Annotated in this window: 16 protein-coding genes; 5 read left to right on the forward strand and 11 right to left on the reverse strand. The window is 59.1% G+C overall.

All coding sequences use genetic code 11. The annotated features are described in order from the left end of the window. Window positions 1-76: 76 nt before the first annotated feature. The 5 genes from ACUN0E_RS00580 to ACUN0E_RS00600 all read right to left on the reverse strand — a co-directional run bounded on the left by ACUN0E_RS00580 (window position 77) and on the right by ACUN0E_RS00600 (window position 5000). Window positions 77-1120: a DUF695 domain-containing protein gene (locus ACUN0E_RS00580; protein ID WP_408242251.1), complete on the reverse strand. Its 1044-nt coding sequence runs from the start codon at window positions 1118-1120 to the stop codon at window positions 77-79. Window positions 1121-1314: 194 nt separating this feature from the next. Further along, on the reverse strand, window positions 1315-1989 hold the full coding sequence (locus ACUN0E_RS00585; RefSeq protein ID WP_445565253.1) for a dienelactone hydrolase family protein: 675 nt from the start codon (window positions 1987-1989) through the stop codon (window positions 1315-1317). A 199-nt stretch (window positions 1990-2188) separates the two neighbouring features. Continuing rightward, window positions 2189-2509: a hypothetical protein gene (locus ACUN0E_RS00590; protein WP_408340297.1), complete on the reverse strand. Its 321-nt coding sequence runs from the start codon at window positions 2507-2509 to the stop codon at window positions 2189-2191. A gap of 247 nt (window positions 2510-2756) precedes the next feature. After that, a complete protein-coding gene (locus tag ACUN0E_RS00595) occupies window positions 2757-3005 on the reverse strand; it encodes an HAD family hydrolase (protein ID WP_445565254.1) in 249 nt (82 codons plus the stop codon). Between the two features lie 861 nt (window positions 3006-3866). After that, entirely contained in the window at window positions 3867-5000 is a 1134-nt protein-coding gene (locus ACUN0E_RS00600) for an integrase domain-containing protein (protein WP_445565255.1), read from the reverse strand. 1141 nt (window positions 5001-6141) lie between these two features. Here ACUN0E_RS00600 and ACUN0E_RS00605 point away from each other — a divergent pair. The 4 genes from ACUN0E_RS00605 to ACUN0E_RS00620 all read left to right on the forward strand — a co-directional run bounded on the left by ACUN0E_RS00605 (window position 6142) and on the right by ACUN0E_RS00620 (window position 7977). Beyond that, window positions 6142-7146, forward strand: coding sequence for a PRTRC system protein D (locus tag ACUN0E_RS00605; protein ID WP_445565256.1), 1005 nt, complete (start codon window positions 6142-6144; stop codon window positions 7144-7146). A 10-nt stretch (window positions 7147-7156) separates the two neighbouring features. Next, complete coding sequence (locus tag ACUN0E_RS00610) at window positions 7157-7483, forward strand: hypothetical protein (protein WP_445565257.1); 327 nt, start codon at window positions 7157-7159, stop codon at window positions 7481-7483. A 102-nt stretch (window positions 7484-7585) separates the two neighbouring features. Beyond that, entirely contained in the window at window positions 7586-7735 is a 150-nt protein-coding gene (locus tag ACUN0E_RS00615) for a hypothetical protein (protein WP_408241316.1), read from the forward strand. Beyond that, window positions 7735-7977: a hypothetical protein gene (locus tag ACUN0E_RS00620; RefSeq protein ID WP_445565258.1), complete on the forward strand. Its 243-nt coding sequence runs from the start codon at window positions 7735-7737 to the stop codon at window positions 7975-7977. Before ACUN0E_RS00615 ends, ACUN0E_RS00620 begins: the two co-directional genes overlap by 1 nt. A gap of 63 nt (window positions 7978-8040) precedes the next feature. On the opposite strand, the gene ACUN0E_RS00625 is transcribed toward ACUN0E_RS00620, so the two are convergent. The 6 genes from ACUN0E_RS00625 to ACUN0E_RS00650 all read right to left on the reverse strand — a co-directional run bounded on the left by ACUN0E_RS00625 (window position 8041) and on the right by ACUN0E_RS00650 (window position 12175). Then, window positions 8041-8250, reverse strand: coding sequence for a hypothetical protein (locus ACUN0E_RS00625; protein ID WP_445565259.1), 210 nt, complete (start codon window positions 8248-8250; stop codon window positions 8041-8043). A gap of 121 nt (window positions 8251-8371) precedes the next feature. After that, window positions 8372-9466, reverse strand: coding sequence for a primase-helicase zinc-binding domain-containing protein (locus tag ACUN0E_RS00630; RefSeq protein WP_445565260.1), 1095 nt, complete (start codon window positions 9464-9466; stop codon window positions 8372-8374). 241 nt (window positions 9467-9707) lie between these two features. Then, on the reverse strand, window positions 9708-10283 hold the full coding sequence (locus tag ACUN0E_RS00635) for a single-stranded DNA-binding protein (RefSeq protein ID WP_445565261.1): 576 nt from the start codon (window positions 10281-10283) through the stop codon (window positions 9708-9710). 11 nt (window positions 10284-10294) lie between these two features. Beyond that, a complete protein-coding gene (locus tag ACUN0E_RS00640; RefSeq protein ID WP_445565262.1) occupies window positions 10295-11161 on the reverse strand; it encodes a hypothetical protein in 867 nt (288 codons plus the stop codon). Window positions 11162-11169: 8 nt separating this feature from the next. Further along, a complete protein-coding gene (locus tag ACUN0E_RS00645; protein ID WP_408485273.1) occupies window positions 11170-11598 on the reverse strand; it encodes a hypothetical protein in 429 nt (142 codons plus the stop codon). A gap of 118 nt (window positions 11599-11716) precedes the next feature. Then, window positions 11717-12175, reverse strand: a complete 459-nt coding sequence (locus ACUN0E_RS00650) for a hypothetical protein (protein WP_445565263.1) — start codon at window positions 12173-12175, stop codon at window positions 11717-11719. A 305-nt stretch (window positions 12176-12480) separates the two neighbouring features. On the opposite strand from ACUN0E_RS00650, the gene ACUN0E_RS00655 reads away from it, so the two are divergent. Continuing rightward, a complete protein-coding gene (locus tag ACUN0E_RS00655) occupies window positions 12481-13287 on the forward strand; it encodes an IS5 family transposase (RefSeq protein WP_408521641.1) in 807 nt (268 codons plus the stop codon). Window positions 13288-13316 lie beyond the last annotated feature (29 nt).

Genomic DNA, 13316 nt, shown 5'->3' on the forward strand with positions numbered 1-13316 from the left:
CGGCAGCACGCGACCCGCAAGGGACGGTGGAAGTGCTCCGTAACAGTCATTCGCAAACAATGCGACAGAAAGCTGGCTACCGATCTCGAAGGACGATAGTTTCCCACCCGTCGTAATGCCCGCCGAGAGCCTTCACCTCGCGGTTGATGGTTATGGTGTGGTGAGTTATATCAGCAAGCTCCATCGTGCCTTCATGGGCGAAGTGGACCACAAGTCTCGTTCCGTCTTCTGTCGAAACCATCGAGACGTTGCTGTAAAGGTTTGCTCTGGCCCAATCCGAAAATCGCTGTGCAACCCGTCGGCTTGCGAAACTTGCCCAGTGAGATACGTGCCGCGTTCTCGCGGGATTGTCTCCTTGTTTCTGAAGAGCGTCGAGCACGCGCATGTCGCTGATAACTTGCCAATCATCTTCTGTTGGGTACAGAAACTTCCAATAGCCCGCTTTTTCAGGATCCGTCTGAAGGGTAACTTCGGGTTGATACGTCGTCTTGGTTTCTACCGATGCGGCTATCTCTTTTGCCGACTCGTCTTTGAACGCACCATAGAAAAAGAAATCGCGGTGACCGTTCGCAGTAACTCGACCGACTTCAACTCCTCCCAAGGCAACGACAGCGTTCGTTATCAGGTCCTCAGCGTCATTTATTTCGGGAAACTCCTCGCTGGAAGGAAAACCTTCGGCAGTCGGATGCTCGAACTTAATCCGGAAACGATATAGCGTCGCTCTGGGGTCTTGGTTCGCGATGTTCGCGTAACTCTTATTGAAGCTGATGGACGCTCTATTCCTTCCAATCTGGGTGGGAAAGAATTCCCAACGATCCGAAGCAGGCCTGTCGCCGCCGTGGGTTCTATTTTTGGTTCCCAAGCGTCGCTCTCCAGCCGAATCATTTCCACCTTGGGATGCACGCTTTCCCACAAAATCCTCTAAACAGGAAGAATCGCACGACGCGATCAGAAACCAGGAACTGGGAGTTTGATTTTGATCGTCGACATGTGCCATTTGAGCTGAACCGGGATCACTCTCAATGGAGTGAGAGGCGGCACGAGCCCAAACTGAAGGGCAAAGACCAATCGCGCATGCGATGAGTTTCGCCACGTTGCTCTTGCGTTGAAAGACTTTCATTTTTAGTCGAGCACTTAAACGATAACCCCGAATGTCAGGTCTCAAGCGGGGAGACGAGTCGCAGGAGACCGCACCTAGATTACGATTGTCGACGATTTAGATACCGGCGTCGACCGGCCGCTTGTGGCCGAACTGAGCCCGACGACGACCGGTTGAATCCAAGACCCATCTCGGTCATTCGAAACGTAGTAGTGTCATCGGATCCTATCCAGGAACACCAGCACCCCTGCCCACGTTTTCTCGGTCGCGGCAACGGTGTAGTCTGGTAAGGTTGCGTCGGTATAAAAGTGTCCGGCATTCGGATACGTGAATATGTCTGCGCTCGCGCCGGCCGTTCTTGCCATCGGCGCCCAACTGACGAGCGCCTCCTCGCTGGCGAACGGGTCCGGATCGGCGATGTGGACGACAATTGGCAAACCCTTGCGCATTCTCGCTGGGATATTTGCCAGGCCGTGCAGCAGGACGACACCTCGACACTTTGGCCTCTCAGGCCAGATTTCACCCACGACGCCCGCTCCCATGGAATGGCCCGCAAGCACGGTGGTCGCTGGTAGGGGATCAAGAGCCGCTCGCGCCCTCGCGCAGATCGTCTCCCAACCGACGAACTGCTTGATCTCGAAGCCTTCGTCAAAGGAGTCTGTTGTCATTCCGCCATAGAGATCGGGAGTGAATACAGTATGACCAGCGATTCGCATTCTGCTGGATGCCTCCGTTTCGACTTTCCTGAGGCCAAGGACCGAGTGAAATAGTATGACCGTCGCCATGATGTTCGCACCGGCATGGGTTGTGAGTCGGCGAGAAGGCGGCACAAGGTAAGCCTGTTGCCGGAGCTTGATTTGTTGCTCAGCCCTCGTCGGGCACTTGCGCATCCCTGAAGATGTTTCGTCGCGAAGTTTTTGCTACCCGTGACGCTCAACAGCATAGGACGTGTAGGGCGATCGGATCAACAGGCGTCTGCTAGCCGTGAAACTGGGGGCGCGAGGCGCGACTACTCTTGCGCTCCATGCGATAGAAGTGCTCCTTCGCTTCGCACTTACGCTTATTCGCGGCTGCTCGTCGCCTGAGGTGTTATTGGCCCACAGCCGGCGACACTACGCTTGGGGTCGCCGGCGTGTTGTTGCTCTCGGGAGCGCTGGTGCCAGACGTCGAGCTGCTGTTCGTGCTATTCGGCAGGCCTGAGTTCGGCGCCTTGGCGGCCATGCCGCTGTCCGAGTTGGTGGCGCCTGGCATGCCGTAGCCGCCCGTTGCACCGTTCACCTGATTCGCCGGGCTAGCCGTGCTGCCTGACGAACCGGTGCCGCTTGTGCCTCCGGTCGCCTGTGCATAAACGCCGCCCGATAGTGTGAGTGCGGCGAGGGCTGCGATTAATGCGCTGGTTGCCTTGCTCATGACCTGTCCCTCCTTGGTCGGACTGAAATATAGACGTAGACGATCTCCGCCTGCTCGACCTTGGATCGATTCCAGTGCGCTTGTAGGCAAGACTGGTCAGCCGAAAGGATTGATCGTCGGCCTGTCGAGCCTGAGGGATGGCCTTCTCGACGATCCCGGAGATCGCCTGAAGTCGTTTCTGCATATCGGTAATGCTTCCCGGAGGATGCCAGTAATTCATTTCGACGCTGTGCCCGTTGGGCTCTCGTCAAGGAAAGAGCCCGCCGTTCTCGGCAATAACGCCATCAACCGGCCACATGCGTGCCATCTGATCACACCATCCAGCGGGCGCTGCGGTAACGGGTATCACCCGAATGCCGTTAGCCTGCAATCGCTCAAGGGCCAAGTATGTGCTTGCGGCCAAGCGACCCTTATAGGTCAATGTCTCGTCCATGTCGGTAAGGACGAATTGGACGGTGGAAAACTGATGGAACGGCGCTAACGACAATGGCTGCATGATTTATTTTCATTTTAATGAGAGGTGCTAGCACGGAGGCGGCCGCGGCAATTGCAAGAGTCGCTGCCAGCAAGCTTGTCATAAGGGACGGCGTTCCGATTTGCAACTTTAGTCAATCCGAATATCGGGTCTCTCATTCGCAAATCGAATTACCCGCTCAATACATCGCATTCCTTACCGATCGCGGCGAATTCCATCGCAAATTCTCGTCTTCGGACAGACCATACGACTACCCATCATGATGCGATTTGACTCGCACCGAATTATTACGCAATATTTCTAAACGTAACCGAAGATTACAGGACATTCCGGTGGGCGCCTAGTGCCGACCGGAATATCGTAAGGGGGATTTGAAAACCGGACGCATCGTGGAGACGGGGTTGTCCGACAAGCGACGCTTCACCAATAAGATTTGAATGGCCAGTTCGCGACCTGAGCCGGCCCCTGAATGTCTGAGCGGCGGCGCAGGCGAATGACGCTTCATGGCCGGTCCCTACCCGTCATTGACCAGCGGCTGGCAGGTCACCAAGGCTTGGACAAACTAGTTAGTGACTCATGGCGTTTCCATTAGACCGCGATGGAGTCTGCCGCTCGCCGTGGTGCATACCAGCCGCTCGCCGTCTCTAATCCCAAGAAAGCGTAAACTCTACGACGCACTTTCCGCGAGTGGACGCATCCGACAGCCCAAAGAAAAAAAGCCGGCGCGAGGCCGGCTTGAAGGGTTCCAGTGTTTTCCGAGGGCCACCTGGAACCTGAGAGATTCATTCTCGCAGGACGGCTGCGACCGGTTCAGGAATAATGCGGTCGATATTCACATCCATTCGCCCAGGCCCGGTCGTTACACCGCGTATGACCGCTGCCTCATCGCCCGGCACTCAATATGCGATACAGAGCCTGCCGCGAAATTCCGAGCGTCGCTGCCGCCTGACTCTTGTTGCCGGCCACCGCATCGAGCGTCGCACACGCCTGCTCACGCGTCGGTGTGACTTTCTTCAGCCTGTCCTGACGCGCGAACGTCGAGAGGTACGCGTTCGCTTTTGTTCGCCGGCTGTGCCCGGCGTCCTCAACAACACGTCGCAGTGCCTCAAGATGCAACGCCGGATTCGGCCGCTCGTCGAGCGCCTTCACCGGTGCCGGCACGCCGGTCGTTGTCTCATAAAGCGTTTGCAGATACTCATGACGTAGCCCGTGGCTGGTAATTCCGAGGCCCGCTTTCGTCACTCCGTGTTTTTCCAGAACGTGGTAGTACCAGTCGCGCCATTGCCTAAGCGTTCGATCCGCAGGCACCGTCGAGCCGGTCAGATCGTTACTCAGTCGGGCCGCCTCCTCAAGCACTGCGATTTTCGCCTCGATCGGAACCTCGCGCGGCCGCCCACCCTTCGTCCCGCGCGTCACGCCAAGCGTACGTGAGTCCCGAACCGCCTCAGCGGGTCTGAGCATGAAGCTCTCCTCGACGCGCAGGCCGAACGCCGCCTGCATTTTCAGTTGCACCGCCACGTGCGGGCACGTCCTGCCGATCTCCGTGATTTTTGCCTGCGCGTCCACGCGATGTGCAATCCACGACTTGTCTTCGGTCGCCACATACGAGCGGACGAGATCATGCTCCTTCCGGTCAACGTAGTCTCCCAGCGTCCCGACGAGATCCCGCTTGTTCATCCAGCTCGCCAGCGCCCGCAGGTACGTCAGCTTGTTCTCGATCGTCCCGCCGCGCTGCCCGAGCGCAACCCAGTGCCTCACAAGAAACTCAACATGCTTCTGTTTCAGCGACCACGGCGTCTGCAAAGCGAAGCCGTGCTGTCGCAACTCGACAAACGATTTGCAGATTGCGGTCGTGCGCCTCTCCTGCGTTTTGACGGAGAGGGACTTCGCGCTAATCCGCGTTCTGCTGTGTACCTCGTTGACGTGATTGTCAAAGAGCCGCAGCAGCGCGTCCGTGAACTCCGGCGGCAGGCCATAGCTCTTCACGACCGCCCGAACATTGAGAACCGCTGCCATACAATCATCCCCGCTTGCGCGGTCTGCCCGCGCCTATGTTTCGCCTGCTCACCGCGGCCTCACAACACGCCCCTACCTGACGTGCCCGGCGCGTCACCGGGAGTGGTACTGCGTGAACTGACCTGTTGTACTTGCTGGCCGCTACCACACGGCCTTGCCGGTTACCCCCGGCGTCGGTCCCGCCTTCCTCGCCTTTAGCGATTCCATCCGTTCAGCCCGACGCAGGGAAGAACTGCGTTCCGACTGTCCATCTGCTGCTGTGCGGGCCGGTCTGCGCTGCGCGCAATCCCGCTCTACACGTATTGGGTCCGTGGGCAATTCCCCGCTCACGTTGCACCGGTACTGCAGCTTCCGGCCGCCCTGCCAGCCCCAACTCGCAGCGCGATCTCGCGCTGCGGTCTGGACGCCCCTCGTCGCTCTGCGCGGTGAGACGTCTGGGCTTATTGCCGGGTGAATCCTGTTTGCGCACTTCTGGTAACGGCTGCGCCTACCGTGTGTCTTCCGTACGGGGTTCGCGATCGACCGGTCTTTCCCGGTGTCGCAGGATTTCCCCCGCCCCAAAGCACACTCATCTCCGCCGCGGTGTATCGGGCTTCCTGAGTGCACCCAGCGTCGTGTGCTGAAAGGGCGCGTGCGAACGCAATGCGCGACGTGCGGGACTGTCCGGTGTCCGGGTCCACATGTCCTCATTGCGTCTCATCGCGGCAAACCGCCGCCAATCGTATGGATATCGCCGTGTCCAGTGGTCCTCAGTGTGGATCAGCGTGGACTTGATTTGATTCAGAAAAAGGCCGCGTCATTGTGCGGCCTGGACAGAAGAGGATTTGCGCAGGGCGTAAAACCCCTTTCTTGCTGTTACTGCGGATCGATGCGTCATGGACGCGGTAGGTAATTAGCAGGATAAGGCCGCGACGAGCGGTCCGAAGGCTAAAAGCTGACCTGATCACGCGCGCTTAGCCGACTTGACTTCGGCAGGTGCTCGATAGACTGGACTCACGCTCAAAGTCCCACATGAACTGCGACTTTGATGATTCGCACTGCCGAACTCGTACATGAAGTGCGAGTTTGGCGGATCGGCCGGTTGAAAGTCCTACATGAAGTGCGACTTCGCCGGTCCCAACTTCACTACCCGGAGTCTGAATTGAAAACCCCCGTCTTCGCCATCGACGTTGGATACGGCAACACCAAGTACGCATACCGCGCGGCCGGTGGAACTGTCGCAACCGGCATGTTTCCCTCGCTCGCGCCGCTCGCCGCGAGCCGCACTATTTCAAATTACGGGGAAAGCGTTCTTGCCGCCCGCAAGGTCGCAACGATCCGCATCGACGACATCGAGTACGAGGTCGGCCCCGATGTCGCCTTGACAGCCGCCTATGGCAATACCGGCCGCACGCTCGCCGACGACTTTGTCCTGTCCGATAACTACTCCGCCCTTCTGGCCGGCGCCTTCCATTTCTCGGGTGTGACGCACATCGAGCGGCTGGTGCTCGGGCTGCCGGTGCACAACATGCAGAAATACTCCGCTGAACTGAAGGAGCGATTCGCCGGTGATCTAGACTTTGGCCAGGCCCGTGTACACGTCGAGAAAACCATCGTCGTTCCGCAACCGCTGGGCTCGCTCGTCCTCGCTTCCAGCAACCGGCAGAACGAATTCGGCCGCGACAGCGCCCACCTGGTCATCGACGTCGGCTACTTCACGACTGACTGGGTCTACGCGAACGGGTTTACGATGGACGACAAGCGCAGCGGGGGCCTGCCAGGCGGCGCATCCCAGATCTATCAGCGCATTGCAGGGCTGATCTCGAAGGATCAGGGCGAACCCGTCGATGATATTGAGCGCATCGACAAGGCCTTGCGCGAGCGTACGCCGTTCTTCTTCTACGGTTCGGACATCGTGCTCGATCCGTATGTCGAACAGTCGCAACCTCTGATCAATGCTGTCGTCAAGGAAATGCAGAACACGGTTGGACGGCTTCCTAACGTGCGCTCGATCATCCTTTCAGGCGGAGGCGCCGCGCTGTATGCATCGGCCATCCGGAAAGCATTCCCGCGCGTGCTGATCGAGATCATCGACACACCATGCCTCGCGAACGCTCGCGGATTTCTCGCGGTCGGCGAAGCAGGACTCGCGCGCGATCGCAAGTAACGGCGGCGGTATGGACGACAACATCACGATGACCATTGTCATCAATCCACTCGTCTCGCCTTTGCTGCACGAGGCGCTGTCCGGCTATCGTAGTGCCCGCCAGCGCGCCATTCGTCTGCGCGCACTTGCGGAGTCGGCGCTGCGCGAACCGACACAACGAGCCCGGAATGACGGAAACACAGAAAGACCGCAATCACCGTCCTTCGAACAAACGCGTCCAGCAGCCGCGGCTCCGGAGGAAGCCGGCGTCCAGATCCTCCGCGTGCATGACTCGGCGACTGACGGGGACGGTTTCGCCTCGGCGTCCCTCGGCGAGGAACTCGCCGGCTTCTTCTAGAAGCGCGCTCGACTTGACTTCGCCATGATTCGGGCATCCTTGAATCAAGGCACAGGGAACGACGAATGGCGTCAACCCCGGTGCGTCAACCGGAGAATGATCATGGACACACTTCAACTGTTTCACGCAGGCATGCTCAGCGAGGCACGCACGTGGGTCGGCTTCGTCCTGCTCGCCGCTGTAGCCGCGGCCGGCTGGTATGTCGGTGGCGCATTGTTTGATTATTTTGAGAAACCAACGACGGGTGAATAATGGACCGCCTCCTTACCTGCTACCGCGCATTCGATCGACTGCCGTTTCTGGCGAAGCGGGCTATCTACACCGTCCTGCTTGTTCTGCTCGCACTCTACGGCACCCACGTGGGCAGAACCGACCCCCACAACGGCGGCAATATCATCTTCATTGCCTGGGTCGGTATCCTGTGGTCGACAGGCTTGTGGATTCCGTTGTGGATTCTTTTGCGACTGGTAATCTTCTTCAAAGTCCGTCCTTGACTGCGACGAGAGGCAAAAAAAAAGCGGCTCCCAGATTTCTCCGGGAGCCGCTTTCGTCTATGGTTAGTGCTGCCCTGCGGCCGCAACGATTGCAAGACGACGGGTACAGAAATCCCATGCCTCGTCGAACGATTGATCCCGGCACGCGTACAGCGTATTGCCCCGTGCCCGACGATCAATGACGTCATATGCTTCCGCGTCGGACTTCAACGCCGGCTGATTACCGCTCGCTGCGCCAGTCGTGCTGACGATCGCAAAATTACCTACCAGCACCCGGAACGACTCATTTCCTACCTCACAGAAAAAAGCCCGATGCGATATTCCCGGTGGGGAGATATCCCCACCGGGCAAAATAAAAGAAATTCCTGCCAACGGCTAACGCCGGCCCGCCGAATCAGGCAGCAACTGATTGCCTCAACGCGCTGACTGGTCTACAGGCAACATCCTGCAAATCACCGCCCGCGACAAACCGGTCGAGCCATTCATCGCAGAAGTCCGTGCCGCGCAACTTCGGACGATGGATAAAGACCGCGCACCCTTCTTTCTTCAGACGGGTAGCCAACTCAACCCCAGACGCCACACCCGGCGACTTGCGTGTCTTCGGATCGATGTGGTCAAAGTCGACGAAGATATGAACGACCCGGATACCTAGCCCCTCCGGGACAACGAACTGGCCGAGCAGGACGCGATTGAGACAACTCCAGACCGGGACGCCGAACTCCATGAACGCGGCGTAGGCCGTTTCCAGTCCCTCCGCGACACCGATCTCGCCGTTGGCCGGTTCCATCAGGCGCACCGCTCCGCCCTTCAGCGCATTAAGCGTCATGTCGTTCAGCTTGTTGTCGAGAATCTCGCCGTCCCCCGTCACGATCGTCGCCTTCGCAGGTGTCGATCGTTCGAGAAAGGTCCGGTGCAACGTCCCAAGCCGGCCATCGGGCAACTCGAACCGGGCGAGGATGCCGGGCCACGTACCAATCACTTTCTTCTCATGCCGGTAATCGAGCATGCCGAGTCGCAATGCTTTCGACGGAGGCGCCGAGAGGCCGGGCACACGCGCCTGCAGGTAGCGGCGTGAAAGGTCACCCTCACTCTGAACGTGAGCGCGACCCCACATCGACGTCAGTCTTTGCTCGACGAACGCTGGATCAGCCTTGCGTTTCGCCACCGGCGCGACAACAGAAAGCTTCCGCGCTGCCACCCTGGCTTCGCTGAGCGTTCCTCCTTCGAGCTCGGTCATCAGTTCAGGAAACGACATGCCCGTAACACGACAGATCAATTTGAACCCGTCTCCTGCCATCGGGTTACCGTTATCGCACTGCCGGCACACCCAGTCGCCGCGACCGCGCTTGTTGTCATAGGTGAAGCGGTCGGTACCGCCACACATGGGACACGGCGCAGCCTGTCCGGACAGCGAGCTCTCGGGCACTCCATAACGCTGGAGCAGCGAGAGCCACTGTGCGGGCGTGAGCTTCAGGTCCTTCACATTCATGGGTCACTCTCCTATATGGAAGTGGGTTGTGGTCGATGCCTGAGTCAGGCGCGAAAACGCGTGCTCAAAAAAGCTGTCCGCGCGCATGGGCGGGCAGTTTTTTTCAGCAGGCAGTTGCTCTGGCAGGAATGCGCGGGAAGCGCGAAAGAATTCGCTGCACGACACACCGGAAGGCGTGTCGTGACAACGAAAGGTGAGTAACTACGGGAGAGGAATTGCGCTTTGGTGAGCCTTTACGGGATCAGATGATCGACCACGCAGCACCCGTGTGAAAACCAAAAAAGGGTATGTCGTCCATCTCATCGAAGCCACCACCACGCGGTGCACCGCCGCCGGCATAGTTGCCTTGCGATGCTCGCGCAGGTTGACTTGCAGTGCGAGCGGGAGTGCGGCGAGTTTCGGAGGGCTGTGCCTGCGAACGGCTGTCGCCCTGCTGCTCAAATCCGCCGTCGTCATCAGACTGCTCGCGTTGACCACTTCCGCCGCGGCCGCCAAGCATCTGCATCTGCTCGGCAACGATCTCGGTCGAGTAGCGATCGGTACCGTCCTGCGCCTGCCACTTGCGCGTGCGGATGCGACCTTCGATGTACACCGACGAGCCCTTCTTCAGATATTCCGAAACGATCTCCGCAAGCCGACCGAAGAACGACACGCGATGCCATTCGGTTGCCTCTTTCATTTCGCCCGACGCCTTGTCCTTGTATCGGTCGGTTGTTGCCAGGCGAATGTTGGCCACAGCGTCGCCGCTGGGCAAATAACGCACTTCTGGATCCGCGCCGAGATTTCCGACGAGGATGACCTTGTTCACAGATGCCATTCAATGCTCCTTCATTTCGTAATGGACCAGAGCCACTTGTCCCAAAGGACAGGTACTCCATTCTTCAGCTTTGGCTCGCCGTCTTTCTCGAACGCCTGAACCTTGATCTTGCGCAGGCGGCGCACTGAAACTACGTCGCCCACTTGACAGCCAGACTCGGATATCGCGTCTTTCAGGCCTTCGCCCTGCAGGACGCGCTCACCGGAAAACGTCTGCAACCGGATCGCAAAGGAGGTGTAGAAGCGGGGACCGCCTGGCTTGCGACGCGGAAACTTCTCCTCGCCCCAGGCTGTAACTGTTCCGGAGACAGCGGCCAAGTCCGGCGCACTGTTGCTGGAAGCAGCGTGACGACGTGGTAGTGCAGCCCCGTCCTCGTCGTTGTCGTCCATCCCAATGAGCACCGGTTCCTGCGCTGCGTTCGAAAGAAGCTGGTGGTCAGTGCGTGCCCCGGCAGTCGGTGGCGCGCAGGGGACACCTGCTGCCTCGGCCGGGCCACGAATCGCGACGGCGATCGCCTGCTTGAGATTGCACCGGTGCATAGCGGCCTGGGACCAGTGTGGTTCGAGCTCGGGCAATACCTTCATGCCGAACTGGGTCTGCTTCATCGCTTCGTCGAACGCCGGCACGAACTGCATGACGCAGTCGCCTTCATCGATAAAGAGATTCGGGACGCCGCCAATGGTGATGTGGGTTTCGTTGAGTTGGCCCTGCCCGATCACCCGCAGACCGGCTTCATCGCTTGACTTCCCGGGTTCAGGTGCAGTTGGAACCGGAGAAGGTTCGCGCATGGTTTGCGGGGTTGCATGCCGCGCGGTACTCGCCTTGCCCGGGAAAATGTCCGCGAGGACGCGGGTAAAAAAACTGGCCGTAATCGTCATGTCGTCTCCTACAACAACGTGCCGAGGCACAACAGTTTCAGTTCACCAAGATCTCGCGCAAGCAGCGGCGTGCTCATGATCACGTCCTGCATCGTCTCCGGGTCTACCCCGTTGACCTTGCACACGTAGTCATAAGGCAGCGCGCCATCCCAGTACCCCATGATCCAGCCAAGGGTTGCGCGATAGTCGTCGGTGTCGACCTTCCGGTTGCGAAGACGCTCGGAGAGCAACGACGCACAGTCCATCAGCGACTCCGGCATCCGGTCGCCGCGGCGGCTGTCGCTCGCGAGGGAAATCAGCGCGTCGACCATCTGGTCGCGTACAGCCTCGCTCCAGAGATGTGGGTCGGGAAGTGGATCCGGCTTAGGGGGGGTGGTAACGACCGGCGAGGAGTCGCCAAACATGTCGAGCTGCCAGGCAGCCACATGAGTGTTCATGAGATTGCTCCGGTGAGTCCGGCAATCTCAATGCCCGTGACCGGGAATGGGATTCCCGGAAAGGGTTGAGGCGTCATCGCCGCGGTACGTCCACGGCGATGACGGGTTAGGCGGGACTCTAGTTGCGGGTTCCTGTCCTGAACGGAATGACGACAGCCGATTTGGCGTATTGCCGTTTCGGTGCCGGCTGCGCAGCGGCCGGCGCAACAGCGGGGTTAGCCGGTGTCACGGTCGCAACTGCAGGCGCTGCGGGAACAACGGGCGTTGCGGCTTCCGCGCGCTTCGCTTCCGCAGCTTCAAGCGCCTTTGTCTTTTGCTGGATGGTCTTGCGAAGCCAGTGACCAGCAAGGAACGCAACGAAAATGAACACGACGAGTGACAACGTCGCGAGATAAACCACCAGGCACAGGGCCAGCAGTTTCCACGGCGTCTTTGTCGCGTCCTTCAATAGCAGTTTCAGCATTTCTCTCTCCAGAAAAATTAATCGCACAGGGAATGTCCAGACAACGTCTGGAAGGTTTCGATGCTCAAACGAGCAGGGAAAACACCAGCGCGAAGCGCTTTCGTGCGGACCCATGGCAGGTGCTCACGAAAAGGCTCAACGAGGCGAACAGGGGGATGAGACAGGGGCCGGTGCCCCATCAGGGGACGGCATTGCGCGATGGCACGAGTCGATGCGTCAGCAGACGCGGGGATACGTCAAGGCTACCGCCGGCGGATCACGACGGCCACCCAAATGCTCACGAAACTCGTGCAGCTTTGACAAACACGCGACAGAGCCATGTCACGAAAGATTCCTTAACCCGAAAGCTATATCGTTTTCCGCATCATTTCGCCTAGAGGGTGTTAGGAACTTGTGGCCAGACCTGGTACCCTGGCGGAATGACAGTACGCAAGCCATACCCGACGGATGTATCGGACGAAGAATGGAGCTTTGCTGCTCCGTATCTGACCTTGATGAATGAAGACGCACCGCAACGCCGGTACGAACTGCGCGAGATGTTCAACGCGCTGCGCTGGATGGCGCGCGCGGGTGCATCGTGGCGCATGCTGCCGACAAATTTCCCGCCGTGGGAGATGGTCTACCAGCAAACGCAACGCTGGTTGAATGCGGGCTGCTTCGAAGCAATGGTCAGCGATTTGCGTTCGGTCATTCGGGTCGCGCAGGCGCGTCAAGGCCAGCCGAGTGCCGTGATTCTGGACGGGCGCACGTTGCAGTCCACCTGCGAGAGCGGACCGCGTGCGGGTTACGACGGCCATAAACGCAAACGAGGCAGCAAAGTCCACATGGCTGTCGACACATTGGGCCTTCTGCTCGCGGTACATATCACGCCGGCCAACGAGCAGGAGCGGGCGCAGGTGGCCGAGCTTGCGCGCCAGGTTCAGCAGGCAACCGGCCAGACGGTGAAACTTGCATTCGCTGACCAGGGCTATACCGGTGAAACGGCTCGACAGGCGGCGCATGACGAAGGCATCGAACTGCAGATCATCAAACTGCCCGAAGCGAAGAAGGGTTTCGTGCTGCTGCCGCGTCGCTGGGTGGTCGAGCGCAGCTTCGGTTGGCTCAACCGGTTCCGGAGGCTGGCGCGCGACTATGAGCGCCTGCCTGAAACCCTGGCAGGCCTACACTTCGTTGTCTTTGCCATGCTCATGCTCGTACATGTCGCACCGATTATTCAAAGTTCCTAACACGCTCTAAGGGCGCACAACACGTTGGA

The sequence above is a fragment of the Paraburkholderia sp. D1E genome, from assembly GCF_052682275.1.

Bases quoted from the DNA above. Each gene is read 5' to 3' on its own strand.
- ACUN0E_RS00580 (WP_408242251.1), bottom strand. From the start codon at position 1,120: ATGAAAGTCTTTCAACGCAAGAGCAACGTGGCGAAACTCATCGCATGC.
- ACUN0E_RS00585 (WP_445565253.1), bottom strand. From the start codon at position 1,989: ATGCGCAAGTGCCCGACGAGGGCTGAGCAACAAATCAAGCTCCGGCAA.
- ACUN0E_RS00590 (WP_408340297.1), bottom strand. From the start codon at position 2,509: ATGAGCAAGGCAACCAGCGCATTAATCGCAGCCCTCGCCGCACTCACA.
- ACUN0E_RS00595 (WP_445565254.1), bottom strand. From the start codon at position 3,005: ATGCAGCCATTGTCGTTAGCGCCGTTCCATCAGTTTTCCACCGTCCAA.
- ACUN0E_RS00600 (WP_445565255.1), bottom strand. From the start codon at position 5,000: ATGGCAGCGGTTCTCAATGTTCGGGCGGTCGTGAAGAGCTATGGCCTG.
- ACUN0E_RS00610 (WP_445565257.1), top strand. From the start codon at position 7,157: ATGGACGACAACATCACGATGACCATTGTCATCAATCCACTCGTCTCG.
- ACUN0E_RS00615 (WP_408241316.1), top strand. From the start codon at position 7,586: ATGGACACACTTCAACTGTTTCACGCAGGCATGCTCAGCGAGGCACGC.
- ACUN0E_RS00620 (WP_445565258.1), top strand. From the start codon at position 7,735: ATGGACCGCCTCCTTACCTGCTACCGCGCATTCGATCGACTGCCGTTT.
- ACUN0E_RS00630 (WP_445565260.1), bottom strand. From the start codon at position 9,466: ATGAATGTGAAGGACCTGAAGCTCACGCCCGCACAGTGGCTCTCGCTG.
- ACUN0E_RS00635 (WP_445565261.1), bottom strand. From the start codon at position 10,283: ATGGCATCTGTGAACAAGGTCATCCTCGTCGGAAATCTCGGCGCGGAT.
- ACUN0E_RS00640 (WP_445565262.1), bottom strand. From the start codon at position 11,161: ATGACGATTACGGCCAGTTTTTTTACCCGCGTCCTCGCGGACATTTTC.
- ACUN0E_RS00645 (WP_408485273.1), bottom strand. From the start codon at position 11,598: ATGAACACTCATGTGGCTGCCTGGCAGCTCGACATGTTTGGCGACTCC.
- ACUN0E_RS00650 (WP_445565263.1), bottom strand. From the start codon at position 12,175: ATGGGTCCGCACGAAAGCGCTTCGCGCTGGTGTTTTCCCTGCTCGTTT.
- ACUN0E_RS00655 (WP_408521641.1), top strand. From the start codon at position 12,481: ATGACAGTACGCAAGCCATACCCGACGGATGTATCGGACGAAGAATGG.